The organism is Curtobacterium sp. Curtsp22 (genome assembly GCF_059492135.1).
This window is the reverse complement of the sequence record NZ_CP168519.1, coordinates 247,928-271,636: the sequence shown is the minus strand read 5'-3', so window position 1 is coordinate 271,636 and position 23,709 is coordinate 247,928. Positions and strand designations below refer to the sequence as shown.

Genomic DNA, 23,709 nt, shown 5'->3' with positions numbered 1-23,709 from the left:
TCTAGAACCTCACTCTCGGGTCGATGAGGGCCGCGACGACGTCCACGATGAAGTTCGTCACCGCGACGATCACCGCGAGCATCGCGACGATGCCCTGGACCGCGACGAAGTCGCGGGCCGACAGGTACTGGTTGAGCTCGAAGCCGAGCCCGCGCCACCCGAAGGTGGTCTCGGTGAGGACGGAACCCCCCAGGAGCATGGCGATCTGGAGTCCCATCACCGTGATGATCGGCACGAGGGCGGGACGGAACGCGTGCGTCCGGACGAGCCGCGCCTCCCGAACGCCGCGCGAGCGGGCCGCGTCGACGTACTCGGAACCGAGCGTCCCGATCATGTTCGCGCGCACCAGGCGCAGGAAGATGCCGGCGGTGAGGAGCCCCAGGGTCAGTGCCGGCAGGACGGCGTGCGCCAGCACGTCCCCGATGATCTGGGCGTTGCCGGTGCGCAGGGCGTCGATGAGGTAGATGCCCGTCGCGCCCTGGATGTTGTCGAGGACGAGCGACACCCGCGTGGACGCGCGGTCACCGAGCGGGAGCCAGCCGAGCCACACCGAGAAGACGAGCTTGAGCAGCAGGCCGCCGAAGAACACCGGCGTCGCGTAGGTGAGGATCGCGAGCGCGCGGAACAGGACGTCCGGCCACTTGTCGCGCATGTACGCGGCGAGCATGCCGAGCGGGATGCCGAGCAGCAGCGCGACGATGAGCGCGTAGAAGACGAGCTCGGCGGTCGCGCCGCCGTACGTGACGATGATCTCGGTGATCGGCCGGTTGTCGGTGGCCGTCGTACCGAAGTCGCCGCGGACGATGTTGCCGAGGTACTCGATGTACTGGACGAAGACCGGGCGGTCGTAGCCCGCGGCGTGCAGGCGTTCCTGCAGCTGGGACGGCGTGAGTCGGCCGCCGACCGATGCGGTGATCGGGTTCCCGATGACGCGCATCAGGAAGAACACGAGCGTCACCAGGATGAAGACGGTCGGGAAGATGAGGAGGAACCGGACGAGGACGTACCGGCCGAGTCCGCCGCCGCTGCTCCTGGCACTGCGCTGTGCCTCGGGCTTGGTGGGGTCGGTGGCCAGTTCCGAGCTCGCCTCTGGGGTGCTGAGGGTCACGGGGACGGGTGCCTTTCGGTGCCGTTGGGGACGCGGTCACGGGGGCGCTCCTCGTGGGAACGCCCCCGTGGACCGGAACCGGGCTTACTTGGAGAGGGTCGCGTACCGGAACTTGTACGAGGAGTCGAGGGTCAGGCCCTTGACGTCCTTGGCCGCGACGGCGACCGACTTGCCCTGCAGCAGCGGCAGCGTCGAGATCTGCGTCGCCTCACGCTCCTGCGCCTGCTCGATGAGGTCGGCGCGCTTGTCCTTGTCGGACTCCTGCTGCTCCTCGGAGATGAGCTGCTGGATCGTCGGGTCGTCGTAGTGGTTCTGCACGAAGTTGTCCTTCGTGAAGAACGGCGACAGGTAGTTGTCGGCGTCCGAGAAGTCCGGGAACCAGCCGAGCTGGTACACCGGGTAGGCGTCCTTCGTGCGCTCCTGGGCGTAGGTCGTGTAGACCGTCGACTGGATGTTCACGGTGAACAGACCGGAGTTCTCGAGCTGGGTCTTGAGCTCGGCGTACTCGTCGTCCGACGTCGAACCGTAGTGGTCCGGTGCGTACTGGATGTCGAGCTGCACCTTGCCGGTGACGCCCGCCTTCGACAGGGTCTCCTTCGCCTTGTCGACGTCCGCGCCGCCGTCGCCGTCGCCGTAGAGCTCCTCGAAGGGCTTCGCGGCACCCGTGAGGCCGTCCGGCACCATCGAGTAAAGCGGCGAGTAGGTGTCGTTGTAGACGTCCTTGGCGAGCTTCTCGCGGTCGACGACGTCCGCCACGGCCTGGCGCACGGCCAGGGCCTTCGTCTCGTCGGCGTCCGACTGCTTCGCGCCGAACGGCTGCGTGTTGAAGTTGAAGACCAGGTAGCGGATCTCACCGCCGGGGCCGTCAGTGACCTTCACCTTGTCGTCCTTGCGGAGGTCGGCGATGTCGGTCGGCGTCAGCGAGCGGTAGGCGACGTCGACGTCGCCCTGCTGCACGGCGAGCTTGAGGTCGGTCTCCTTGGTGTAGTAGCTCGCCGTGACCTCGTCGGTCTTCGGCTTGCCCAGGAGGCCGTCGTAGTTCTTGTTCGCCTTGTACTGGATCGTGTCGTTCTCCTTGTAGGAGCTGATCGAGTACTGCCCGGCGAACGCCTTGCCCTTGACGATGTCCGCAGCCGGCGTGAGCTTGTCGGCCGAGAAGACCTGCTCGTCGACGATCGGGCCGGCGGGGCTGGAGAGCACCTGCGGCCAGGTCTGGTCAGCGTGGTCGAGGTGGAACACGACCGTCGTGTCGTCCGGCGTGTCGATGCTCTTGAGGTTGGCGAGCAGGGACTGCGGCCCGTTCTCGTTGTTGATCTTCAGCTCGCGCTCGAACGAGAACTTCACGTCGCTCGACGTGAGGTCGTTCCCGTTCGCGAACTTCAGGCCCTTCTTGAGCGTCACCGTGTACGTGGTGTCGTTCGTGAACTCGCCCTTGGTCGCGATGTCCGGCTTGACGTCGGGGCTGCCCACCGGCGTGTTCATCAGGAACGGGAAGACCTGGTTCTGCACGGCGAACGAGCCGTTGTCGTACGAGCCCGCCGGGTCGAGCGACGTGATCTTGTCGGTCGTCCCGATGCTGATGCCGTTCAGGGCGGTGTCGCTCACGCTGCTGCTCGCGCAGCCGCTGAGCACCAGCGCCGTCGCTGCCACTCCGGCGCCGAGCGCGATGCCGCGCTTGCCCCACTTGGTCACGGATGCCATGTCCGATGCCTCTCTTGGTGATGAATGCAAGGGTCCTGGGCCGGAGGTGGATCGACTGTGTGCCCGGCCAGGAACGCTCATTGCTATCACCCTGTCACGGAACTCCACGAACCGAGGGAGATTTGTTTACACCGCTGTAATGCACGGTCGCGTCGCGTGCTGCATCATCCGTGCGTCTCCGGGCGGCGCGTCGCGCAGGATTGTTGCGCGCTGCAACGCGGGGCGTTGCGGGGTTCGGGAGCGCCGAGGTCGCACGAAGTGCCGCTCCGAGCGCTACCGACCGGCCGTTCGTGCGACCTCGGCGACACGCACGCGGCGTGTCGTGGGACCTCGGCGAGCGACCCCGGCGAACGACCCCGGGGCGAACGACCCCGCGCGAGCGACCCCGGCGAGCGACCCCGTGCGGGCGACCGAGGGCGAACGACCGCACGGCAGCCAGGTGGGCGCCGCGGCCCGCCTACGAGTTCGCCGCCGCCTCGGCGTCCGCGCGCAACCGCATCCGCTGCGCGTCGATGTCCACGAGCTGCCGCTGGATCTCCGCCCGCCGATCGGCCTGCTCGTTCGGGTCCGCCCGCTGCAACTGCCCGAGCAGCGATGCCTTCCGGGCGAGCAGGTCCCGCTCCACCAGCGCGACGACGATGCTCCGCGCGTAGATGGCCAGGTCCTCGTCGGTGCGGGCCGGGATCGGTGCGAGCGCGAGCTCCTGCACGAGGCCACGGAACGGTCCCGGCACGTCCTGCAGCAACCGTTCGAGCCAGTCCCCCGCCCCGATCGCGTCGACGTTCGCCACGACGGCGTCCCGGACGACGGACAGCATCGGCGCCGAGAAGGTCGCGGCCGCCGCCAACCCGAGGAGCGGCGCCCCGACGTGCCCGGGCTGCTGCACCATCGCCATCACGGCGTCGCGCTCCATGCGGGTGATCGGGTCGCTCGGCAGGAGTCGGAGCCCGGCCACGGGCTCGTCCGGAACGGCGGCCGCCTCGCCACCGGAGCCGGCGTGCGTGGCTGGAGCCGCGCCTCCTGAGCGGTGGTCGGTCGTCGACGCGCCCGCGCGCTGTCGGGCGTTCTCGACCGCGCGACGCACCTCGGGGATGTCGAGGCCGAGCCACTTGGCGGTCTCGCGCGTGTACGCCGTCGCGAGCGTCCGGTCGCGGATGCCCGCGACGACCGGTGCGGCGTCGCGGAGGCCGGCGACGCGCCCCTCGGCCGTCTCGATGTCGTGCGCCGCGAGCCGGCGACGGATGATGAACTCGAACATCGGGCGCTTCGTCTCGATGAGGCGCGTGACCGCGGCGTCACCCCGCGCCAGCCGGAGGTCGCACGGGTCGAGCCCACCCGGCGCCACCGCGACGTAGGTCTGCGAGGCGAAGCGGCTCTCTTCCGCGAACGCCCGCGAGGCAGCGCGCTGCCCGGCCTCGTCCGGGTCGAACGTGAAGACGATGTTGCCGAGCTGCGAGAGGTCGCGGCTGGCCGAGTCGCCGAGCATCGGCCGGAGCACCTTGATGTGGTCGACGCCGAACGACGTGCCACAGGTGGCGACCGCGGTGGTGATGCCGGCGAGGTGGCACGCCATGACGTCCGTGTACCCCTCGACGATCACGACCTGCTTCTGCTTCGAGATGTCCCGCCGGGCGAGGTCGAGCCCGTAGAGCACCTGGCTCTTGTGGTAGATCGGGGTCTCGGGCGTGTTGAGGTACTTGGGGCCCTTGTCGTCCTCGAGCAGCCGCCGCGCACCGAAGCCGATCGTCGCCCCGGTGACGTCGCGGATCGGCCACATGAGGCGCCCGCGGAACCGGTCGTACGGCGACCGGTCGCCCTGGCTGACGAGTCCGGCGGAGACGATCTCCTCGAGCGTGAACCCGCGACCGCGCAGGTGGTCCCGCAGCGCGTCGTACGACTTCGGGGCGAAGCCGACGCCGAAGTGCTGTGCCGCCGCGGGGTCGAACCCGCGCTCACCGAGGAACTGCCGAGCCGGCTCTGCCGCCGCCGTCGTGAGCTGCGCGGTGTAGAACTGCTGCGCCGCCTCGTTCGCGGCGATGAGCCGCGCACGGGCGTTGTAGTCGGTGCGGGGGCCGTCGCCCTCTTCGTAGTGGAGCGTGAAGCCGATCTTCGCGGCCATCCGCTCGACGGCTTCCTGGAAGGTCGTGTGGTCCTGCTTGATGACGAAGTCGAAGACGTCACCGTCCTCGCCGCAGCCGAAGCAGTGGTACCGCCCGACCTGGGGACGGACGTGGAACGACGGGGAGCGTTCGTCGTGGAAGGGGCAGAGGCCCTTCAACGACCCCACCCCGGCGGACTTCAGGGTCACGTAGTCGCCGACGACGTCGGCGATGTTGACACGCGAGCGGACCTCGTCGATGTCGTTCCGCGCGATCCTCCCAGCCACCCCTCGATCCTAGTTCGTGCGACCGACGTCGGCCGACCGTCACGAGACCTGTGGACAACGGCCAGGAGGCGCGGCTCGGCCCCGCCCCGCCCGGCGCCACCCCGCCGCGGGTCGCATCCAGGGCGCGGCGCACGTGGCCGCGCGCGCGACCGTCAGACCGGGATGTGCACCGTCTCGCGGTCTCCCACCACGAGCCGCTTGTGCCACGCCAGCGCACCCTGGTCGGTCAGGCTCGCCACCTGGTCGACCACGGCCCGCAACCGCCCGGCGTCGTCGGACGCAGCACGCCAGTCCGCCGCGAAGCCCGGCTCGAGGTCGGCGCTGCCGCTCGCCGCGAGGGCGTCGAGGAGCTCGGTCAGGATCCGCCGCTGGTCCTCGTACACGGGCTGTCGATCGCCCTGCGTCATGACGAACGCCGCGACGATGCCCTTCAGCACGGCGATCTCGCCGATGATCTCGGGCGGGGTCACGACCGACGCCGCGAAGCGCACGAGGGAGCCCGAGGCGTAGGACTCCCGCGTCGCCGCGGTCGCCGTCCGCGCGAACCGACCGATCAGCTGCGAGGTGAGGTTCTTCAGCCGCGCCAGGTCTCGTCGCGACCCGTCGTAGGAGGTCATCCACAGCGGCAGCGCGCGGAGCCGGTCGAACGCCTCGAGCAGCTCGTCGCGGCTGAGGTCCGAGCCGACCCAGGCGTGCATCGCCGACACGATGTCGTTCTCGCCGACGCGGTCGCCCAGTGCAGCGACGTCGATGAAGCCAGCGACGACGGCGTCCTCGAAGTCGTGCACCGAGTACGCGATGTCGTCCGACAGGTCCATGACCTGCGCCTCGATGCAGCGCTGCCGACGGGGAGCACCGGCCCGGAGCCACTCGAACGCGTCGTGGTCGTCGTCGTAGAAGCCGAACTTGGTGCGGCCGGACGACGCCTCGGACACGCCCTGGGCTGCCGGCCACGGGTACTTGCAGCTGGCGTCGAGCGATGCCCGCGTGAGGTTCAGCCCGTACGGACGGTGGTCCTCGGGCTCGGCGCCGTACACCTTCGGCTCGAGCCGGGTGAGGAGCCGCAGCGTCTGCGCGTTCCCCTCGAACCCGCCGATGCCCGCCGCCCACGCGTTCACGGCGGTCTCGCCGTTGTGGCCGAACGGCGGGTGCCCGATGTCGTGCGCGAGGCAGGCGGTGTCCACGACGTCGGGGTCGAGGCCGAGCGAGTCGGCGAGCTCGCGGCCGACCTGGGCGACCTCGAGCGAGTGCGTCAGACGGTTCCGGGCGAAGTCGAGCCCGGTCGTCGGACTGAGCACCTGGGTCTTCGCGGCGAGCCGTCGGAGCGCGCTCGAGTGCAGGAGCCGGGCGCGGTCACGGGCGAAGTCCGACCGACGGTTGCCGTGGGTCTCGGGCAGCCAGCGTTCGGCGTCGGCCGGCCCGTACGAACTCGTGGCGCTCATCCGCCGCTGTGGTGCAGCTCGGCGGCGGCGAGGACCTTGCGGAACTCGCTGTCGACGTCGCGCGACTCGAGCCAGCGGTCGGGCAGGGCGGTGCGCTTCGGGTGGCCCGCACGACCTCGGGGCCCTTCGGCGTCGGCACCGGGGTAGGGAGCGTCGTGGTCGAGCTGCCCGAGCAGGTCGTCGATCTCCTGCAGGCTGGACGCCATCGCGAGCCCGGACCGGACGTCTCCGCCGATCGGGTACCCCTTGAAGTACCAGGCGACGTGCTTCCGGACGTCGCGGCAGCCGTGCTCCTCGCTGCCGAAGAACTCGACGAGCAGTTCGGCGTGCCGCTTGAACGCCACCGCCACCTCGCCGAGGGACGGCATGTAGCGCAACCCCTCGCCGCGGAACGCCGCCGCGAGGTCGCCGAACAGCCACGGCCGACCGAGGCACCCGCGCCCGACGACGACGCCGTCCGCCCCGGTCTCGTCGACCATGCGGAGTGCGTCGGCAGCGGACCAGATGTCGCCGTTGCCGAGCACCGGGATGTCGGTGATGGTCTCCTTCAGCGTCGCGATCGCCGACCAGTCCGCGTGGCCCGAGTAGTGCTCGTTGGCGGTGCGGGCGTGCAGGGAGACCGCCGCGACGCCGGCGTCCCGCGCGATGCGGGCGGCGTCGAGGTACGTGAGGTGGTCGCCGTCGATGCCCTTGCGCATCTTCACGGTGACGGGGACGTCCCCGGCGGCGCGGACCGTCTTCGTGACGAGTTCCTCGAAGAGGTCGAGCTTCCAGGGCAGGGCCGCTCCCCCGCCCTTGCGCGTGACCTTCGGCACGGGGCACCCGAAGTTGAGGTCGATGTGGTCGGCGCGGTCCTCGCCCACGAGGATCGTCGCCGCCTCGGCCACCGTGTTCGGCTCGACGCCGTACAGCTGGATGGACCGCGGGGTCTCGGACTCGTGGTGCTGGATGAGCTGCATCGACACGGGGGTCCGTTCGACGAGCGCGCGCGAGGTGATCATCTCGCACACGTACAAGCCGGCGCCGTACTCGCGGCAGAGCCGGCGGTAGGCCATGTTCGTGATGCCCGCCATCGGCGCGAGCACGACCGGCACGTCGACCTCGATGGGGCCGATGCGCAAGGGCTTCGCCGGACGGGTCGCCGTCCCGGGTGCGTCAGTGATCGTCATACGTCTCCCATCCTCCCACGTCGGTGCGCGCCGGTAGCGTTCTCCACATGACGACCGACGCCATCACCAGGTTCGACGCCGACGCACGGGCCCGAGGGCTCCGGGTCGACGTGGTCGAACGACCCGCCGCGGACTCCCTGCACGGGGCAGCCGCACTGCTCGGCATCGAGCCCGGCGACATCGTGAAGACCCTCGTCGTGAAGCGGCACGACGGCGGCTTCCTGCTCGCCCTCGCACCCGGCGGCCGTGCCATCGCCTGGAAGAAGCTCCGCACCGTCGTCGGCGTCAACAAGCTCTCGATGCCCGACGCCGCCACCGCGCTCGAGGCCTCGGGCTACGAACGCGGCACCATCACGCCCATCGGCGCGACGGGCGACCTGCCGGTCTACGCCGACGAGCGGATCGTCGGACGCCGGGTCGCCCTCGGCGCCGGTCGGCACGGCGCGAGCGCCTTCGTCGACGCCGACGACCTGGTCGCGGCGTACGGCGCCACGGTCGCCGACATCACCGACGAGGAACCCGTCCGCTAGCACCCGCTCAGTCGGGGACCTCGGTCCAGACGCCCTCGGCGCCGGGCACGAAGCACGAGTCGCCCTCGCAGACCGGCGCACCGCCGGGCGTGACGAGCGTGAGCAGGGCGGGTCGCGCCTCCTGGCCGTCGGACTGGAGGCGCGGCTCGGCCGAGCCGTCGACGCGGACGTCCGTCATCGGGTCGCCTCCGCGTCTGCTGCCGCGTCCTCGGCGGACCGCTGCTCGGCCTCGGCGACGTCCGACGGGGTCGTCCCACGGAGGGCGACGACCTGCGTCAGCACCTGCTCGAACGCAGCCGGGTCCTGCGCGCCGGAGACGCCGTACTTGCCGTCGATGACGAAGAACGGGACGCCGTTGATGCCGTACGACTGCGCCTGCGCCTGGTCGGCGCGGACGGCCGCGAGCTGCGAGTCGTCGCGGAGCGTGGCGCGGACCTCGTCCGGGTCGAGACCGACCTCGGCCGCGAGGGACGCCAGCGACTCGTCCTGACCGACGTGCTCACCGCGCTCGAAGTAGGCGGCGAAGAGGCGCTCGACCATCTCGAGCTGCTTGCCCTGCTCGTTCGCCAGGTGGATGACCTGGTGCGCCTTCACCGTGTTGGTGTGGCGCATCGACTCGAAGTCGTAGTCGAGGCCCACGCTCGCGGCGATGCCGGAGACCTGGTCGAGCATCTGCTGCGCCTGCTCGACGGGCATGCCCTTGTGGCCGGAGAGGAACTCGGCCTCGGTGCCCTCGAAGTCCACGGGGGTGTCGGGGCTGAGCTCGAAGGAGTGGTACTCGACCTCGACCGGGGCGCCGTTCGGGGTCGAGGCGAAGGCAGCGACGCCGGCCTCGAACTTCCGCTTGCCGATGTAGCACCAGGGGCAGGCGATGTCCGACCAGACATCGACCTTCACAGAGTCGTTCATGCTGGTCGCAACCGGGGCCGCCGCAGCCGCATTCCCGCGCTGCCGGGCGCGGCGGGCGCGGCGCACAACCAAAAGCACCCCGCGCCGCGCATCAGCGTGGTTCGGGGTGCCTTTGGTTGTGCGAACGGCAGCGCCGCCGCGGCCGCGCCGCGCCGGCCGCACCGCGCCTACGCCCCGAGCAACCGCGCCGCGAGGTACCCCTGCAGCTGGTCGAGCGCCACCCGCTCCTGCGACATCGTGTCGCGCTCGCGCACCGTCACGGCCTTGTCGTCGAGCGTGTCGAAGTCCACCGTGATGCAGAACGGCGTGCCGATCTCGTCGTGGCGACGGTAGCGACGGCCGATCGCCCCCGCGTCGTCGAAGTCCACGTTCCAGTACTTGCGCAGGTCGTCCGCGAGGCCACGCGCCACCGGCGACAGCTGCTCGTTGCGGGACAGCGGCAGGACGGCGGCCTTGACCGGAGCGAGCCGCGGGTCGAGCCGCAGGACCGTGCGCTTGTCGACGCCGCCCTTCGCGTTCGGCGCCTCGTCCTCGTGGTAGGCGTCGAGCAGGAACGCCATGAGCGCGCGGGTGAGACCGAACGACGGCTCGATGACGTACGGCACGTACTTCTCGTTCGCGGCCTGGTCGAAGTACCGGAGGTCCTTGCCGGAGGACTCGATGTGGTTGTTGAGGTCGAAGTCCGTGCGGTTCGCGACGCCCATGAGCTCGCCCCACTCGGTGCCCGCGAACCCGAAGCGGTACTCGATGTCGGCGGTGGCGTCGGAGTAGTGCGCGCGTTCCCCGTCCGGGACGTCGAAGCGCCGCAGGTTCTCCGGGTCGATGCCGAGGTCGGTGAAGAACGCGACCGAGTCGGCGATCCACTGCTCGTAGTGCTCCTGCGCGGAGGCCGGCGGGACGAAGTACTCGATCTCCATCTGCTCGAACTCGCGCGTCCGGAAGATGAAGTTGCCGGGCGTGATCTCGTTGCGGAAGGCCTTGCCGACCTGGCCGATGCCGAACGGGGGCTTCATGCGGCTGGTCGTCACGACCTGCGCGAAGTCCACGAAGATGCCCTGCGCGGTCTCGGGGCGGAGGAAGTTCAGGCCCTCTTCCGACTCGACCGGGCCGAGGTAGGTCTTGAGCATGCCGGAGAACTCGCGCGGCTCGGTCCACTGGCCGCGGGTACCGCAGTTCGGGCAAGCGATCTCGGCCATGCCACCCTCGGGCTGCCGGTCCTTCTTCGCCACGAACGCCTCGATGAGGTGGTCTTCGCGGAACCGGTGGTGGCAGTGCAGGCACTCGACGAGCGGGTCGGTGAACGTCGCGACGTGCCCGGACGCCTCCCACACCTTGCGCGGCAGGATCACGGCCGAGTCGAGGCCGACCATGTCACCGCGGCCGCGGACGAACCGCTGCCACCACTGCCGCTTGATGTTCTCCTTCAGCTCGACGCCGAGGGGCCCGTAGTCCCATGCGGAGCGCGATCCGCCGTAGATCTCCCCCGACTGGAAGACGAAGCCACGGCCCTTGGCCAGGGCGATGACGCTGTCGAGACGGGAGGACTGTGCCACGGGATGCTCCAGAGGTCGCCGAGCTGGGTGCCCGGTTCGGAAACGTACCGGGCAAGCGTACCGGCCCCACGGGCCTCGGCGGACGGGAGGCGCGGTCCCTGTGGAGAACGGGCCTCACCCCTCCGGTCTGAAGCCGTCCACCGCGCCCAGTGCGTCCGCCACGCGCGTCACGTCGTCCTCGTCGTTCCAGAGGTGGAACGCCAGCCGGAGCCGACCGGCCCGCCCGCTCGCGGTGATCCCGGCTGCCGCGAGGGCCCGGAGGGCCGCGCCGTCGGCGTCCGCGAACGTCGTGATCGCCTGACCGCTCCGAGGTGACCCGAGCGTGTCGGCGAGCCGGTCCGTGAGACGCGTGGCGTGCCTCCAGGACGACGTCGCGTCGAGCGCGGCGACGTGCCGTAGCGCAGCCACCGCGCCCGGCCACGCCTGCCACGCCGGCGAGACGTCGAACCGACGCGCGTCGTCGGCGAGCCGCATCGCGGGGCCGTAGCAGGACGCCCACACGTCGGCGCCCGCGTACCACCCGGCCTGCACGGGGCGGAGCCGTTCGAGCGCGGCGTCCGAGAACGTCGAGAAGGCGACCCCGCGCGGCGCGCACAGCCACTTGTACGCGTGCGTGACGGTCACGTCGAACGGGGCAGCGTCCACCGGGAGCACACCGGCGGCCTGCGTGAGGTCGCACAGCGTGAGCGCGCCGACGGTCCGAGCCGCCTCGAGCACCGGCTCCGGATCGGTGACGACACCGCTCGACGACTGCACCGCGGACCAGGCGACGAGGGACGTCCCGGGCCGCACCGCGTCGACGAGGGAGGCGAGCGGGACGCTCCGGACCCGGACGCCCCGGTGCGCCTGGGCGAGGAACGGGAACACGAGCGAACTGAAGTCGCCGTCGGGGACGACCACCTCGGCACCGTCCGGCAGCGCAGCGGCGACGACCGCGACCATGGCGGAGGTCTGCGACCCCGTGGCGACCCGGGCCCGGTCGACGCCGACGATCCGTGCGAAGAGCGAGCGGCCCTCCTCGACGAGCGCGCCGTACGCGACCGGCGTGGACGCGGCGTGCTCCCACTCGTCGAGGTCGGCGCGCATGGCGGCGAGCGTGCCGCGCGTGGGGAGTCCGGCGGTGCAGGCCGCCAGGTAGCCGGAGCCGTCGACGAAGGAGTCCATGCCTCCACGGTGGCGCGGGGTCGCCCATCACACCAGGGCAGGCTTCTTCGATCCCCCATAACATGACGTTGTGGACGACCTCGATCCCCAACTCCTCCGCGTCCTGCGCGCCGTCCGTGACGCCGGCTCGATCAGCCGCGCGGCCGCCGCCCTCGGGTACAGCCAGCCCGCGGTGAGCCAGCTGCTCGCCCGCGCCGAACGCCGGACGGGCCACGAGCTCGTGCTCCGCGGAGCGCGCGGCGTCACGCTCACCGAGTCGGGACGGGTCCTCGCCGACCACGCCCTCGCCGTGCAGGCAGCCCTCGCGGCGGCGCAGGAGGACCTCGACGCCGTCGGCGGCCTCGCCCGCGGACGGGTGCGGATCGCCGGGTTCCCGAGCGCGTCGTCGACCCTCGTGCCGCCGGTGCTTGCCGCGATGTCGGCCACGAGCCCGGGCGTGGTGACCTCGTACGTCGAGGCCGAACCGCCGGAGGCCGTCGAGCTCCTCCGCCGCGGCGAGGTGGACGTGGCGCTGACGTTCTCGCACGCGTTGCAGGGCGACGACGTCGGCGCCGACCCGACGCTCACGACCCGGGTGCTCGGTCGCGACCCGCTCGCCCTCGTGACGCCTGCCCCGGCACTGAGCGGGTCCGCGCACGGTGCCGACGCGGTCGCGGACCTCGCCGCCTTCCGCGAGGCGCGCTGGATCGGCGGGTGCCCGCGCTGCCGAGGGCACCTGCTCGCGTCGTGCGCCGCCTCCGGCTTCACCCCGGACATCGTCCTCGAGACGGACAACGCCGCGGCGGTCGTCGGGTTGGTCGCGGCGGGCCTCGGTGTGGCCCTGCTCCCCCGCCTCGCGCTCACGACCACCGTGGTGCCGCCCGGCGTCTCGGTCACGCCGGCGAGCGACGAGCTCGCGCGGCGCGTCGAGGTGGTGGTGGCACGGGGCGCGGACCGGGTGCCGAGCGTCCGCGCGGCGCTCGACGCGGTTCGCGGCGCGGCGCACCTGCTCGGCTGAGCCGGAGGCGGGCGCTCGGTCGAGCCGGGAACCGTCGGACGGGAGGCGCGGGTCGGCGCCGCCCCGCGCCTCCTGTCAGGCCGTCGGTGCGTCCACCGCCCCGCCGAACCGTCGATCGCGGCGCGCGTACTGCTCGATCGCTCCCCACAGGTCGGTGCGACGGAAGTCCGGCCACAGCCGGTCGAGGAACACCATCTCGGCGTACGCCGACTGCCACAGCATGAAGTTGGACGTCCGCTGCTCCCCCGAGCTGCGCAGGAAGAGGTCGACGTCCGGCAGCTCCGGCACGTACAGCCGCTTCGCGAGGGCCTTCTCGGTGACCTGGCTCGGCTTGAGGCGCCCGGCCGCGACGTCCTCGGCCATGCCCCGCACCGCGTCGACGATCTCGTTCCGACCGCCGTAGTTGACGCACATCGTCAGCGTGCAGACGTCGTTGTCGGCGGTCATGCGCTCGGCGGTCTGCAGCTCGTCGATCACGCTGCGCCAGAGCCGCGGCCGCCGTCCCGCCCACCGGATCCGGACGCCCCACGCGTTCAGTTGGTCGCGGCGGCGGTGCAGGACCTCGCGGTTGAAGCCCATCAGGAAGCGGACCTCGTCGGGTGAGCGCTTCCAGTTCTCGGTCGAGAACGCGTACGCCGAGACGTGCTTGACACCGATCTGCACGGCGCCGGCGACAACGTCGAGGAGCGATGCCTCACCCGCACGGTGCCCCTCGACCCGGGTGAGGCCGCGCTGGTTCGCCCAGCGGCCGTTGCCGTCCATCACGATCGCGACGTGCTCGGGGACGAACTGCAGCGGGATCGCCGGAGGGCGCTCACCCGTCCAGTCGACGGGCTTCAGCGGCTCGGACTCGGCGTACCGGCGAGGGCTCATGCAGGGGTTCCTCCGTGGTCGGACGGCTGGTCGGGCGCGTGGTCGGTTGCGTTGCCCGGCGCGTTGCCGGTCGCGTTGCCGGACAGGTCCGGCGGCTCCGGCAGCGTGGGTGCCGGGGTGGCGGCGACCGCGGCGGGCACACCACCCGGTGTCGGCGCGACCGGGGACGGGTGCTCGGTGCGGTCGACGTGCGGCAGCGACCGGAGCGATCGTTCCAGGTGCCACTGGGCGTACGCCGCCACCACGCCGGACGCTCGGGAGCGCGTGCGCTCGTCCGACGCGTCCACCGTGCGCCAGTCGCCGGCGAGCAGTGAGCCCAGGAGCTGCAGGGTGTCCGGGTCGAGCCGCGGTGTCCCCGGCGGAGCCGCGTGGTCCGCCACCACGCCGCCGAGCTGCACGACGAACGCCGAGTGCGGCCCGGGCTCGCCGGTGACCGCGCAGTCGCGGAACGACGGCGCCCAGCCCGCGATGCTCATCGCGCGCAACAGGTACGAGTCGAGCGTCGCACTCGTCACGTGCTCGCCCCGCGCCAGCGACCGGAGGGCCCCGACGAGGAGCAGGTACTGCTGCAGTCCGGCGTCCGCCTCGCTCAGGCGGTCGGCGGTCTCGACCATCGCGCTGGCGGCGGTGTAGGCCCCGTAGTCGGCGACGATCTGCGCGCCGTACGAACCGAGCGACTCGGCCTGGGTGACGATGTCGAGCGAGCGGCCCTCGTAGAACTGGGCGTCGACGACCATGAACGGCTCGAGCCGGGACCCGAACTTCGACGCGGTCCGCCGGACGCCCTTCGCCACCGCCCGGATCTTGCCGTGCTGCCGGCTCAACATCGTGACGATGCGGTCGGCTTCACCGAGCTTGTGGGTACGCAACACGACGCACTCGTCCCGGTACAGCGGCATTGGTCAAGTATCCCCCGCGCCACCGACGCTGCGCGCCGCGCGGCTCGCGGCGCACGAGCGTTCGCGGCGCGCGATCAGGCGGGCGTCGAGCGCGCGGGGGTCGAGCGGGCGCGACACGCCGCTCACGTCCGCCGAGCGGGCGGAAGGCGGCGCTCGCCACCGCCGAGCGGGACAGAAACGTCCCGCCCGCGGCGCGCACGCACGCACGCACGCACGTAAGCACGCACGCACCAGCGCGACCACGCACAGGAGGCGCGGTGCGGGTCGGACCCGCACCGCGCCTCCTGGACGGAACGCGTTACGCCGAGACCAGCTCCGACGCGCCGGACGCAGCCCCCGCGCGCACCGCGCGGTTGACCGCCGAGACGATCGCCTTGAGCGACGCGGTGGCGATGTCGGCGTCGATCCCGACGCCCCACAGTCGGACGCCGTCGACGTCGAGCTCGACGTAGGACGCGGCCTGCGCGTCACCGGAGGCGCTCATCGTGTGCTCCGAGTAGTCGTAGAGCGTCACATCGACGCCCTGTTCCCGCATGACCGTGAGGAACGCGTCGATCGGGCCCGTCCCGACGGCGTCGGACGTGATCGAACCGTCGTCGACGCGCAGTGCGACCGAGAGCTTCGTCGTGCCGTCGAAGTCGCTCGACGTCGCCGTCTTCGTGATTTCGTAGCGGCCCCACTTGTCGGACTCGTCGGCCGCGGGCAGGTACTCGTCGCGGAAGAGGTCCCAGATGCGCTCGGACGAGAACTCGCCGCCCTCGGCGTCGGTGCGCTGCTGCACGACACCGGAGAACTCGATCTGCAGCTTGCGGGGCAGGTCGATCGAGTGGTCCGTCTTGAGCAGGTAGGCGACGCCGCCCTTGCCGGACTGGGAGTTGACGCGGATGACTGCCTCGTACGAGCGGCCGATGTCCTTCGGGTCGACGGGCAGGTACGGCACCGCCCACTCGATCTCGTCGATGTCCTTGCCAGCGGCCGCGGCCTTGGCCTTCATGGCCTCGAAGCCCTTGTTGATGGCGTCCTGGTGCGAGCCGCTGAACGCCGTGTACACGAGGTCGCCCGCCCACGGCTGGCGCTCCGGCACCGGCAGCTGGTTGCAGTACTCGACCGTGCGCTTGATCTGGTCGATGTCCGAGAAGTCGATCTCGGGGTCGATCCCCTGCGTGAACAGGTTCATGCCGAGTGCGACCAGGTCGACGTTGCCGGTGCGCTCACCGTTGCCGAACAGGCAGCCCTCGATGCGGTCGGCGCCGGCCATGTACCCGAGCTCCGCGGCCGCGACGGCGGTGCCACGGTCGTTGTGGGGGTGCAGGGAGAGGATGACGTCCTCGCGGTGGGCCAGGTTGCGGGACATCCACTCGATGGAGTCGGCGTAGACGTTCGGCGTCGCCATCTCGACGGTCGCCGGCAGGTTGATGATCACCTTGCGGTCGGGCGTCGGCTCGAAGACCTCGAGCACGGCGTTGCAGATCTGGACCGCGACCTCGAGCTCGGTGCCCGTGTACGACTCGGGCGAGTACTCGTAGAACACCTTCGTGTCGTGCTGCAGGGTCGCCTCGGCCGCACGGCACAGCTTCGCACCGGACACCGCGATGTCGACGACGCCCTGCACGTCGGTGCGGAACACGACCTCGCGCTGGACGATCGACGTCGAGTTGTACAGGTGCACGATGGCCTGCTTCGCGCCGTCGATCGCCTCGTACGTGCGGTTGATGAGGTGCTCGCGCGCCTGGGTCAGCACCTGGATCGTGACGTCGTCGGGGATGGCGCCCTCGTCGATGAGCGAGCGGACGAAGTCGAAGTCGGTCTGCGAGGCGCTCGGGAACCCGACCTCGATCTCCTTGTAGCCCATCCGGACGAGCAGGTCGAACATGGCGCGCTTGCGCTCGGAGTCCATCGGGTCGATCAGGGCCTGGTTGCCGTCGCGCAGGTCGACCGCGCACCACCGCGGCGCCTCGTCGATGCGCTTCGTCGGCCAGGTGCGGTCCGGGAGGTCGACACGGATCTGCTCGTGGAACGGGACGTACTTGTGGATCGGCATCCCGGAGGGGCGCTGGGTGTTCTGCATCGTTTCGTCGCTTTCGTCGTCAGGTGTGGGTCAGGCCACGACGGACTCCGCGACGAGGTGGGCCGTTGTGTCAGGCCTCGTCGCGGCAGCGAAGGAGGAGGAGCGCCGAGTACATCGGGTCCACGGTAGCACCGGCGGCGGTCCGTGTGACAGACCGAGCCGCCGCGGGGCATTGAGGTCGCACGGGTGCCGCGGCCAGGGCGTCGAGGTCGCACGGACGCCGCGGTCGCACGACCCGCACCCGGCGAACGGGGCGCCGAGGTCGCACGACATGCCGCGGCCCGCGCGACGAGGTCGCACGAACCGTCGCCCGCAGGCGCCGCGAGCGACACTTCGTGCGACCTCGGGCGACCCGAACGACCGAACGTGCGACCTCGGCCGACCCGAGCGACCGAACGTGCGACCCGAGCGACCCGGCGACCGCGGGCGACGGGTCAGTCGACCGCAAGCGCCTCCGTCGGCGGCACCCGCATCGCACGCCGCACCGGACCGAGCACCGACCAGAGCGCGACCGCGAGCGTCCCGATCACGACCACCGCGACGGCCGAGAGTGGGAAGACGGGCGCGATCAGCGCTGCTCCCTGTGTCGTCCCGAGGATCGAGTACGCGCCGGCCCAGCCGTAGCCGACACCGAGGAGCACGCCGAGGACCAGCGCCACCGTCACCATGACCACCGTCTCGACCGTGACCATCACGGCCACCTGACGCCGGGTCGCACCGAGCGTTCGAAGCAGTCCGAACTCCTGCCTGCGTTGTGCGACGGTCATCGACGAAACGTTCACCACACCCGCCGCCGCGATCACGCCGGCACCACCGATCAGCACGGTGAACATCGTCGAGAGCGCGACGAACTGATCGTGGATGCCGCGGTAGTAGACCGGGTCCCCGTCGACCTGTCGGACGAGCATGGCCTCGTAGGTGGCGAGCCCGACCGAGAACGTCACGACGAGGGTGACCGCGATGAGGAGCCCGACGGCGGCCCGGGAGGCGCGCGCCGGCGACCGCAGGGCGTTGCGGCCCGCGAGCATCGCCATCGGGAACCGGCCGACCGCGGCCACGAGTCGGAGGACGGGCGGCAGGACGACCGGCGACCCGAGCACCAGCCCGGAGAACGAGACCGCCCCCGCCGCGACGGCGAGCAGCACGGCGAGGTACGACGTCGCTCCGAGGACGATCGAGCCGGCGACACCGATCCAGCCCCCGAGGAAGAGGACCACCGCGACCGCCGTGCGCCACGGACTCGTGCGTGCTGAGACCTCGGACTCGACCGTCGACCCCAGCGCCTGCAGGGGCGCGAGCGAGAGCACCCGACGGGACCCGATCCGGAACGCAATGACCACGGCGCCCGCGACCGTCACCCACACGACGAGGGACTGCAGGGGCACCATCGGACTCGAGTCCTCGACGATGCCGGTCGACGCCGCCACGACGACCCCCACGTTCGCCAGGGCGAGCGCAAGGAGCACCCCGGCCAACGCCCCGACGATCCCGACGACCGCGCCGTCGCGGGTCAGCCGTCGGCGGAGCAGGGACGCCGAAGCGCCCAGCAGTCGCTCGAGTGCGAGCACCCGGGTCCGACCTGCCATCGCGGTCCCGCACGTGTTCACCGTGACGACCGACGCGACGGAGAGTGCGACGCCGAAGAAGACCCACGCCGCCAGCGGGAGGAGGACTGCGACGGTGCCGCTCTGGCCGGTGCGCGCTCCCGCGTCGAGGATCCGCCCTGCGAGCTCGGCAGCCGCGACGACCACTCCACCGAAGGTCCCGGCGAGGACGGCGACGACGACCGAACCGCCGTTGTCCGCGAGCGCTCGTGTCGGGACGGACCACCGGCGGGAGCGGCGCGCACGGTGCTGCCCGTTCACGCTGCGGTCTCCATCCCGAGCATCGTGGTCGAGATCGCCGCAGCATCCATCGCCGGACGATCCCCCACCACACGACCATCCGCCAGGAACAGGATCCGATCAGCATTCGCCGCAGCCACCGGATCATGCGTAACCATCACCACGCTCTGCCCCCACTCCGACACCGCACCCCGCAAGATCTGCAACACATCACGACCCGTCCGCGAATCCAACGCCCCCGTCGGCTCGTCCGCGACCACCACCGCCGGCCGCGACGCCAACGCCCGAGCGATCGCCACCCGCTGCTGCTGCCCACCCGACAACTGGTGCGGACGATGCGACAACCGATCCCCCAACCCCAGCATCTCCACGAGACCATCGATCCACGCCGACTCCTCACGCGACACCTTGTGCCCACCCAGCAGGAACGGCAACCGGATGTTCTCCCCCACGTCCAACGTCGGCACCAGGTTGAACGACTGGAACACGAACCCCAACCGACGACGCCGCAACTCCGTCAACTCCCTGTCACCCAACCCCGTGACGTCCACCCCGTCGATCCAGATCCGACCCGACGACACCTGGTCGAGCCCCGCCGCGACGTGCATCAACGTCGACTTCCCCGAACCCGACGGACCCATCACCGCCGTGAACTCCCCCGCACCGATGTCGACGCTCACATCGTCCAACGCCGTCACCCGCCGCACGGCATCGCCGTAGTGCTTCGAAACGCGGTCAAGACGGATGATCGGTTGCATGTCCATGCGTCCAGTATTTCAATATCGGGCAGACGCCGCGTCATCCGATCGGTTGATCAGGAGCGTGCGACGTCTCAGTCGACCGCCAGCGCCTCCGTCGGCGGCACCCGCATCGCACGCCGCACCGGCGCGATCGTCGCGACCACCGCGAGGACCAACGCTCCCACGACCACGATCCCCACGGTCAACGGCGGCAGCACCGGCGTCGTCGCGAAGCCGAGCGAACCGAGCAACGTCTGCCCACCGACCCACCCGTAGAAGGTGCCGAGCACGAGCCCGGTGACGACGGCTGCGACGACCATCTGGACGGCCTCGGTGACGATCATCCGTCGGACCTGCGCCCCGGTCAGCCCGAGCACCCGCAGCAGCCCGAGCTCCCGCCGGCGCTGCAGCACCCCGAGCGCGAGCGCGTTCACGACACCCACCGCGGCGATCACGGCGGAGAACCCGACGATGACGCTCACCACTGCGTTCAGCTGCACGAAGAAGTCACGCTGCCCCTCGAGCATCTCCTTCGTCATCTGCCCCTGGTCCATGGCCTGCAGCTGGGCACCGAGCACGTGCTGCATGATGCCGAGCGCCACGGCGAACGTGACGAGCAGGGTGACGCCGATGACGAGCCCGATGGTCGCCCGTGCGGACCGGCCGGGTGCGCGCATGGCGTTTCGGCCGGCGAGCAGCACGACGGGGTCACGGGCCCCGATGCGTCCGATGAGCTGCAGCACGGGCGGCATCACGATCGTCGCACCGACGGCCACCCCGGCGAAGGAGACGAAGCCCCCGAGTGCTGCCGGCAGGACCGCGATGGGCGAGAGCCCGCTGGCGAGCAGCCCGACGAGCAGGAGCAGGCCGCCCGCCGCCATGAGCACGATCGCCCAGACCTTCCGGGCGGTCCCGGAGCGGACGTCGTCGTGACTCGGTTCGACGCTCGACGAGAGCGCCTCGAGCGGCGTCACGGTGAGCACCCGCCGCGAACCGGCCACGAACGCACCCCAGGTCGCGAGGACGACCGCCACGACCGGGAGCACGAGCTCCCACGGCACGATCGTGTACGCGGTGTCCGGCAGGAACCCGTTGCCCCGCAGCACGACGACGAAGAGCGCACTGAGCCCGGTGCCGACGACCGCCCCGATCAGACCGCCGAGTACCCCGACGACGAGGCCGGTCCGGGTGATCCGTGCACGCAACGAGGCGCCGGTCGCCCCGACGAGCCGCTGCAGCGCGATGGTGCGGGTCTGCCCGGCGATGAGCGTGGCGCAGGTGTTCGCCGTGACGATCGCACCGACGTAGAGGGCGATGCCGAGGAAGAGCCACCCGACGACCGAGAGGATCGCCTTCACCGGGCCGAGCTCGGAGAGACCGGAGGCCGCCAGGGCCTCGGTGACGATCCCCGGCGCGATGACCAGTGCCGACCCGAAGGTGGTGCCGAGCGCCGCGACGAGGACGGTCGGGGCGAACGCGCGGACGCCGTTCACGCTGCGGTCTCCATCCCGAGCATCGTGGTCGAGATCGCCGCAGCATCCATCGCCGGACGATCCCCCACCACACGACCATCCGCCAGGAACAGGATCCGATCAGCATTCGCCGCAGCCACCGGATCATGCGTAACCATCACCACGCTCTGCCCCCACTCCGACACCGCACCCCGCAAGATCTGCAACACATCACGACCCGTCCGCGAATCCAACGCCCCCGTCGGCTCGTCCGCGACCACCACCGCCGGCCGCGACGCCAACGCCCGAGCGATCGCCACCCGCTGCTGCTGCCCACCCGACAACTGGTGCGGACGATGCGACAACCGATCCCCCAACCCCAGCATCTCCACGAGACCATCGATCCACGCCGACTCCTCACGCGACACCTTGTGCCCACCCAGCAGGAACGGCAACCGGATGTTCTCCCCCACGTCCAACGTCGGCACCAGGTTGAACGACTGGAACACGAACCCCAACCGACGACGCCGCAACTCCGTCAACTCCCTGTCACCCAACCCCGTGACGTCCACCCCGTCGATCCAGATCCGACCCGACGACACCTGGTCGAGCCCCGCCGCGACGTGCATCAACGTCGACTTCCCCGAACCCGACGGACCCATCACCGCCGTGAACTCCCCCGCACCGATGTCGACGCTCACATCGTCCAACGCCGTCACCCGCCGCACGGCATCGCCGTAGTGCTTCGAAACGCGGTCGAGACGGATGATGGGTCTGCTGCTCGTGGTCATGACTCCACGATGACGGCCAGGAGGCACGCCCCGCGTCGACCCAGCGGCTCCTGTGGATCGTCCGCTCGGCTCCGCTGCCTGGGGAGAAGTCATCCTGGCGGATGACGGACCGTCAGCGCGCAGCGCGCAGCGCGCAGCCGGACATCCCGCGGTCAGTCGGCCTTCGCGACCAGACCGTGCTCGTGCGCGAACACCACGAGCCGCACCCGGTCCCGCAGCTCGAGCTTGGTCAGGACGCGCGAGATGTGCGTCTTCACGGTCGCCTCACTCACGTACTCGTGCTGCGCGATCTCGCTGTTGCTGAAGCCCCGCGCCGCCAGGTCGAAGATCTCCCGTTCGCGCGGCGTCAGGTCGGCGAACGCGGCCGGCACCGAGGGCGCCTGCTCGCTCGTGTCCTCGTAACGGCGGAGGAGCTCACGGGTCGCCGACGCCGCGAACACCGCGGTCCCGGCGTGCACCGTGCGGATCGCCGCGAGCAGGAACTCCGGGTCGGCATCCTTCAGCACGAAGCCGCTCGCGCCGGCTCGGATCGCCTTCGCCGCTGCCTCGTCGAAGTCGAACGTGGTGAGCACGAGCACCTTCGCGCCGTCGGTCCCGCTGTCCTCGACGATCCGGGCGGTGGCGGTGATGCCGTCCATCACCGGCATGCGGACGTCCATGAGCACGACGTCGGGACGCCCGCGCCGCACGAGCTCCACGCCCTCGGCACCGTCGCCGGCCTCGCCGACGAACTGCAGGTCGGCCTGCGAGTCGATGAGCATCCGGATGCCGGTGCGGAACAGGGCCTGGTCGTCGACGAGCGCGACGCGGATCGGGGTGTCGTTCATCGGCCGGTGCGCTCCTGGAGGGTCGAGGGGGTGGTCGGGACGAGCCCGCGCGGCATCTGGCCGCTCGCGGGGACGGACGGCATCCGGACCGCGACCGCGAAGTCGTCGCCCCGCGGTCCCGCGGTCATCGTTCCCCCGGTCATGGTGGCACGTTCGCGCATGCCCACCAGCCCGTGTCCGGTACCGGGCCCGCGCGTGCCGTCGTCGGCGCGCCGGTTGACGACCGTGATCTCGACGGTGTCCGGCCGGTACGTGAGGCTCGCGCACACCGGGGTGTTCGGCTCGCCGTGCTTCCACGCGTTCGTCAGGCTCTCCTGGACGATCCGGTAGACGGCGAGCTGCGTCGTGGTCGGCAGGCCCGACGAATCGCCCTCGCGCTCGACCCGCACGTCGAGGCCGACGCCACGCATCTCGCCGATCAGCCGGTCGATGTCGTCGATCTCCGGGGTCGGTGCGGTGCCCTGCTCGTGCCGTAGCGCACCGAGCAGTTCGCGCACGTCGCCGAGGGCACGGCGGGCGGTGCTCGAGATCGTCCCGAGCGCTTCGTCGGCGATGGCCGGGTCCGCCTTCAGCGCGTACCGGGCGCCGTCCGCCTGGGCGATCACGACCGCCAGCGAGTGCGCGACGATGTCGTGCATGTCCCGGGCGATCCGGACGCGTTCCTGCTCCACGGCGACGGCGCGATCGGCCCGTGCGGCGTCGCGCTCGGCGAGGAGCTGGGCCTCTCGGCTCATGCTCGCCGACCGCCGGGTGCGGAGCACGAGACCGGCGAGCCACGGCAGGAGGAGCAGCAGCAGCACGATCGCGAAGTACGCGATCGCGACCTTGAGCGACTCCTGCTCGGGCGTCGTCGCCGTCACGATGCCCTGCCGCTGCCGGTAGTCGTCGAGACCGAGGTAGACGGCCGCCGTCACCGGACCGACGATCGACGACACCAGGCCCGCCAGCCGGACGCGCCGGCTGCCGTAGCGGCTCGTCGAGTACACCACCCCGGCGATGAACGCGTTCGACAGGTCGGGCATCTGCATGGTGACCATCTCGAGGACGGCGAACACCCACGCCACACCGAGCGCGAGCCCCGGCGACAGGCGCCGGAGCGCCAGCGCGGCCGTCATGCCGAGGACCGTCAGGAGCGCGAACGGCGAGTCCAGTCCCCGCGCGGTCACGACGAGCACGAGCGCGCCGAGCAGGACCGCGATCACGACGTCGGTGATCACCTGCACGCGCAGCATGGGACGGAACACCACCCCACGGTAC

At 71.0% G+C, this 23,709-nt stretch carries 20 protein-coding genes and 1 pseudogene; 2 read left to right on the top strand and 19 right to left on the bottom strand.

What is annotated here, in order from left to right:
- Window position 1 precedes the first annotated feature (1 nt).
- The 6 genes and pseudogenes from ACEN8D_RS01270 to dusB form a co-directional block, all read right to left on the bottom strand.
- The gene (locus ACEN8D_RS01270; RefSeq protein WP_374115159.1) at window positions 2-667 is read right to left on the bottom strand and encodes an ABC transporter permease; all 666 of its coding nucleotides are present in this window, start codon (window positions 665-667) and stop codon (window positions 2-4) included.
- A gap of 183 nt (window positions 668-850) precedes the next feature.
- Window positions 851-949, bottom strand: a pseudogene (locus tag ACEN8D_RS01265) (hypothetical protein); the annotation flags it as partial.
- A gap of 243 nt (window positions 950-1,192) precedes the next feature.
- Complete coding sequence (locus tag ACEN8D_RS01260) at window positions 1,193-2,809, bottom strand: ABC transporter substrate-binding protein (protein ID WP_309779322.1); 1,617 nt, start codon at window positions 2,807-2,809, stop codon at window positions 1,193-1,195.
- Between the two features lie 457 nt (window positions 2,810-3,266).
- Complete coding sequence (gene dnaG / locus ACEN8D_RS01255; protein ID WP_413398633.1) at window positions 3,267-5,195, bottom strand: DNA primase; 1,929 nt, start codon at window positions 5,193-5,195, stop codon at window positions 3,267-3,269.
- A gap of 152 nt (window positions 5,196-5,347) precedes the next feature.
- On the bottom strand, window positions 5,348-6,637 hold the full coding sequence (locus ACEN8D_RS01250; protein ID WP_413398634.1) for a deoxyguanosinetriphosphate triphosphohydrolase: 1,290 nt from the start codon (window positions 6,635-6,637) through the stop codon (window positions 5,348-5,350).
- Window positions 6,634-7,806: a tRNA dihydrouridine synthase DusB gene (dusB, locus tag ACEN8D_RS01245; RefSeq protein ID WP_413398635.1), complete on the bottom strand. Its 1,173-nt coding sequence runs from the start codon at window positions 7,804-7,806 to the stop codon at window positions 6,634-6,636. The genes ACEN8D_RS01250 and dusB overlap by 4 nt, the downstream gene beginning before the upstream one ends.
- 47 nt (window positions 7,807-7,853) lie before the next feature.
- On the opposite strand from dusB, the gene ACEN8D_RS01240 reads away from it, so the two are divergent.
- Window positions 7,854-8,336: an aminoacyl-tRNA deacylase gene (locus ACEN8D_RS01240; RefSeq protein ID WP_413398636.1), complete on the top strand. Its 483-nt coding sequence runs from the start codon at window positions 7,854-7,856 to the stop codon at window positions 8,334-8,336.
- Window positions 8,337-8,343: 7 nt separating this feature from the next.
- Here the strand turns inward: ACEN8D_RS01240 and ACEN8D_RS01235 are convergent, their stop codons facing one another.
- From ACEN8D_RS01235 to ACEN8D_RS01220, 4 genes are all read right to left on the bottom strand, one after another.
- Window positions 8,344-8,514, bottom strand: coding sequence for a hypothetical protein (locus ACEN8D_RS01235; RefSeq protein ID WP_175473623.1), 171 nt, complete (start codon window positions 8,512-8,514; stop codon window positions 8,344-8,346).
- Entirely contained in the window at window positions 8,511-9,245 is a 735-nt protein-coding gene (locus tag ACEN8D_RS01230) for a DsbA family oxidoreductase (protein WP_413398637.1), read from the bottom strand. The genes ACEN8D_RS01235 and ACEN8D_RS01230 overlap by 4 nt, the downstream gene beginning before the upstream one ends.
- A gap of 167 nt (window positions 9,246-9,412) precedes the next feature.
- Window positions 9,413-10,798, bottom strand: coding sequence for a glycine--tRNA ligase (locus ACEN8D_RS01225; protein WP_413399938.1), 1,386 nt, complete (start codon window positions 10,796-10,798; stop codon window positions 9,413-9,415).
- A gap of 114 nt (window positions 10,799-10,912) precedes the next feature.
- Entirely contained in the window at window positions 10,913-11,962 is a 1,050-nt protein-coding gene (locus ACEN8D_RS01220; protein WP_309779315.1) for an aminotransferase class V-fold PLP-dependent enzyme, read from the bottom strand.
- Between the two features lie 70 nt (window positions 11,963-12,032).
- On the opposite strand from ACEN8D_RS01220, the gene ACEN8D_RS01215 reads away from it, so the two are divergent.
- Window positions 12,033-12,959, top strand: a complete 927-nt coding sequence (locus ACEN8D_RS01215) for a LysR family transcriptional regulator (RefSeq protein ID WP_402736837.1) — start codon at window positions 12,033-12,035, stop codon at window positions 12,957-12,959.
- A gap of 75 nt (window positions 12,960-13,034) precedes the next feature.
- Here the strand turns inward: ACEN8D_RS01215 and ACEN8D_RS01210 are convergent, their stop codons facing one another.
- The 9 genes from ACEN8D_RS01210 to ACEN8D_RS01170 all read right to left on the bottom strand — a co-directional run bounded on the left by ACEN8D_RS01210 (window position 13,035) and on the right by ACEN8D_RS01170 (window position 23,696).
- Window positions 13,035-13,832, bottom strand: a complete 798-nt coding sequence (locus ACEN8D_RS01210) for an isoprenyl transferase (RefSeq protein ID WP_309886849.1) — start codon at window positions 13,830-13,832, stop codon at window positions 13,035-13,037.
- Window positions 13,829-14,731 carry a DNA repair protein RecO gene (gene recO / locus ACEN8D_RS01205; protein WP_413400211.1) on the bottom strand — a complete coding sequence of 301 codons (903 nt, stop codon included), beginning with the start codon at window positions 14,729-14,731 and terminating at the stop codon, window positions 13,829-13,831. Before recO ends, ACEN8D_RS01210 begins: the two co-directional genes overlap by 4 nt.
- Before the next feature lie 298 nt (window positions 14,732-15,029).
- On the bottom strand, window positions 15,030-16,799 hold the full coding sequence (gene leuA / locus ACEN8D_RS01200) for a 2-isopropylmalate synthase (RefSeq protein ID WP_309886848.1): 1,770 nt from the start codon (window positions 16,797-16,799) through the stop codon (window positions 15,030-15,032).
- 434 nt (window positions 16,800-17,233) lie between these two features.
- Window positions 17,234-18,664, bottom strand: a complete 1,431-nt coding sequence (locus ACEN8D_RS01195) for an ABC transporter permease (RefSeq protein ID WP_309779313.1) — start codon at window positions 18,662-18,664, stop codon at window positions 17,234-17,236.
- Window positions 18,661-19,401 (bottom strand): ABC transporter ATP-binding protein, encoded by a 741-nt coding sequence (locus ACEN8D_RS01190; RefSeq protein WP_413398106.1) that lies wholly within the window; start codon window positions 19,399-19,401, stop codon window positions 18,661-18,663. The genes ACEN8D_RS01195 and ACEN8D_RS01190 overlap by 4 nt, the downstream gene beginning before the upstream one ends.
- 74 nt (window positions 19,402-19,475) lie before the next feature.
- The gene (locus tag ACEN8D_RS01185) at window positions 19,476-20,876 is read right to left on the bottom strand and encodes an ABC transporter permease (protein WP_413398105.1); all 1,401 of its coding nucleotides are present in this window, start codon (window positions 20,874-20,876) and stop codon (window positions 19,476-19,478) included.
- Window positions 20,873-21,625 (bottom strand): ABC transporter ATP-binding protein, encoded by a 753-nt coding sequence (locus ACEN8D_RS01180; RefSeq protein WP_413398104.1) that lies wholly within the window; start codon window positions 21,623-21,625, stop codon window positions 20,873-20,875. The genes ACEN8D_RS01185 and ACEN8D_RS01180 overlap by 4 nt, the downstream gene beginning before the upstream one ends.
- A 152-nt stretch (window positions 21,626-21,777) precedes the next feature.
- Window positions 21,778-22,452 carry a response regulator gene (locus tag ACEN8D_RS01175; RefSeq protein ID WP_309779309.1) on the bottom strand — a complete coding sequence of 225 codons (675 nt, stop codon included), beginning with the start codon at window positions 22,450-22,452 and terminating at the stop codon, window positions 21,778-21,780.
- Complete coding sequence (locus ACEN8D_RS01170) at window positions 22,449-23,696, bottom strand: sensor histidine kinase (RefSeq protein WP_309779308.1); 1,248 nt, start codon at window positions 23,694-23,696, stop codon at window positions 22,449-22,451. Before ACEN8D_RS01170 ends, ACEN8D_RS01175 begins: the two co-directional genes overlap by 4 nt.
- Between the last annotated feature and the right edge of the window lie 13 nt (window positions 23,697-23,709).

Excerpts from the sequence above, each read along its gene's own strand:
- leuA (WP_309886848.1), bottom strand. The coding sequence starts at position 16,799 with ATGCAGAACACCCAGCGCCCCTCCGGGATGCCGATCCACAAGTACGTC.
- dusB (WP_413398635.1), bottom strand. The coding sequence starts at position 7,806 with ATGACGATCACTGACGCACCCGGGACGGCGACCCGTCCGGCGAAGCCC.
- ACEN8D_RS01260 (WP_309779322.1), bottom strand. The coding sequence starts at position 2,809 with ATGGCATCCGTGACCAAGTGGGGCAAGCGCGGCATCGCGCTCGGCGCC.
- ACEN8D_RS01250 (WP_413398634.1), bottom strand. The coding sequence starts at position 6,637 with ATGAGCGCCACGAGTTCGTACGGGCCGGCCGACGCCGAACGCTGGCTG.
- ACEN8D_RS01180 (WP_413398104.1), bottom strand. The coding sequence starts at position 21,625 with ATGACCACGAGCAGCAGACCCATCATCCGTCTCGACCGCGTTTCGAAG.
- recO (WP_413400211.1), bottom strand. The coding sequence starts at position 14,731 with ATGCCGCTGTACCGGGACGAGTGCGTCGTGTTGCGTACCCACAAGCTC.
- ACEN8D_RS01210 (WP_309886849.1), bottom strand. The coding sequence starts at position 13,832 with ATGAGCCCTCGCCGGTACGCCGAGTCCGAGCCGCTGAAGCCCGTCGAC.
- ACEN8D_RS01270 (WP_374115159.1), bottom strand. The coding sequence starts at position 667 with ATGCTCGCCGCGTACATGCGCGACAAGTGGCCGGACGTCCTGTTCCGC.
- ACEN8D_RS01235 (WP_175473623.1), bottom strand. The coding sequence starts at position 8,514 with ATGACGGACGTCCGCGTCGACGGCTCGGCCGAGCCGCGCCTCCAGTCC.
- ACEN8D_RS01220 (WP_309779315.1), bottom strand. The coding sequence starts at position 11,962 with ATGGACTCCTTCGTCGACGGCTCCGGCTACCTGGCGGCCTGCACCGCC.
- ACEN8D_RS01230 (WP_413398637.1), bottom strand. The coding sequence starts at position 9,245 with ATGAACGACTCTGTGAAGGTCGATGTCTGGTCGGACATCGCCTGCCCC.
- ACEN8D_RS01175 (WP_309779309.1), bottom strand. The coding sequence starts at position 22,452 with ATGAACGACACCCCGATCCGCGTCGCGCTCGTCGACGACCAGGCCCTG.
- ACEN8D_RS01240 (WP_413398636.1), top strand. The coding sequence starts at position 7,854 with ATGACGACCGACGCCATCACCAGGTTCGACGCCGACGCACGGGCCCGA.
- ACEN8D_RS01190 (WP_413398106.1), bottom strand. The coding sequence starts at position 19,401 with ATGCAACCGATCATCCGTCTTGACCGCGTTTCGAAGCACTACGGCGAT.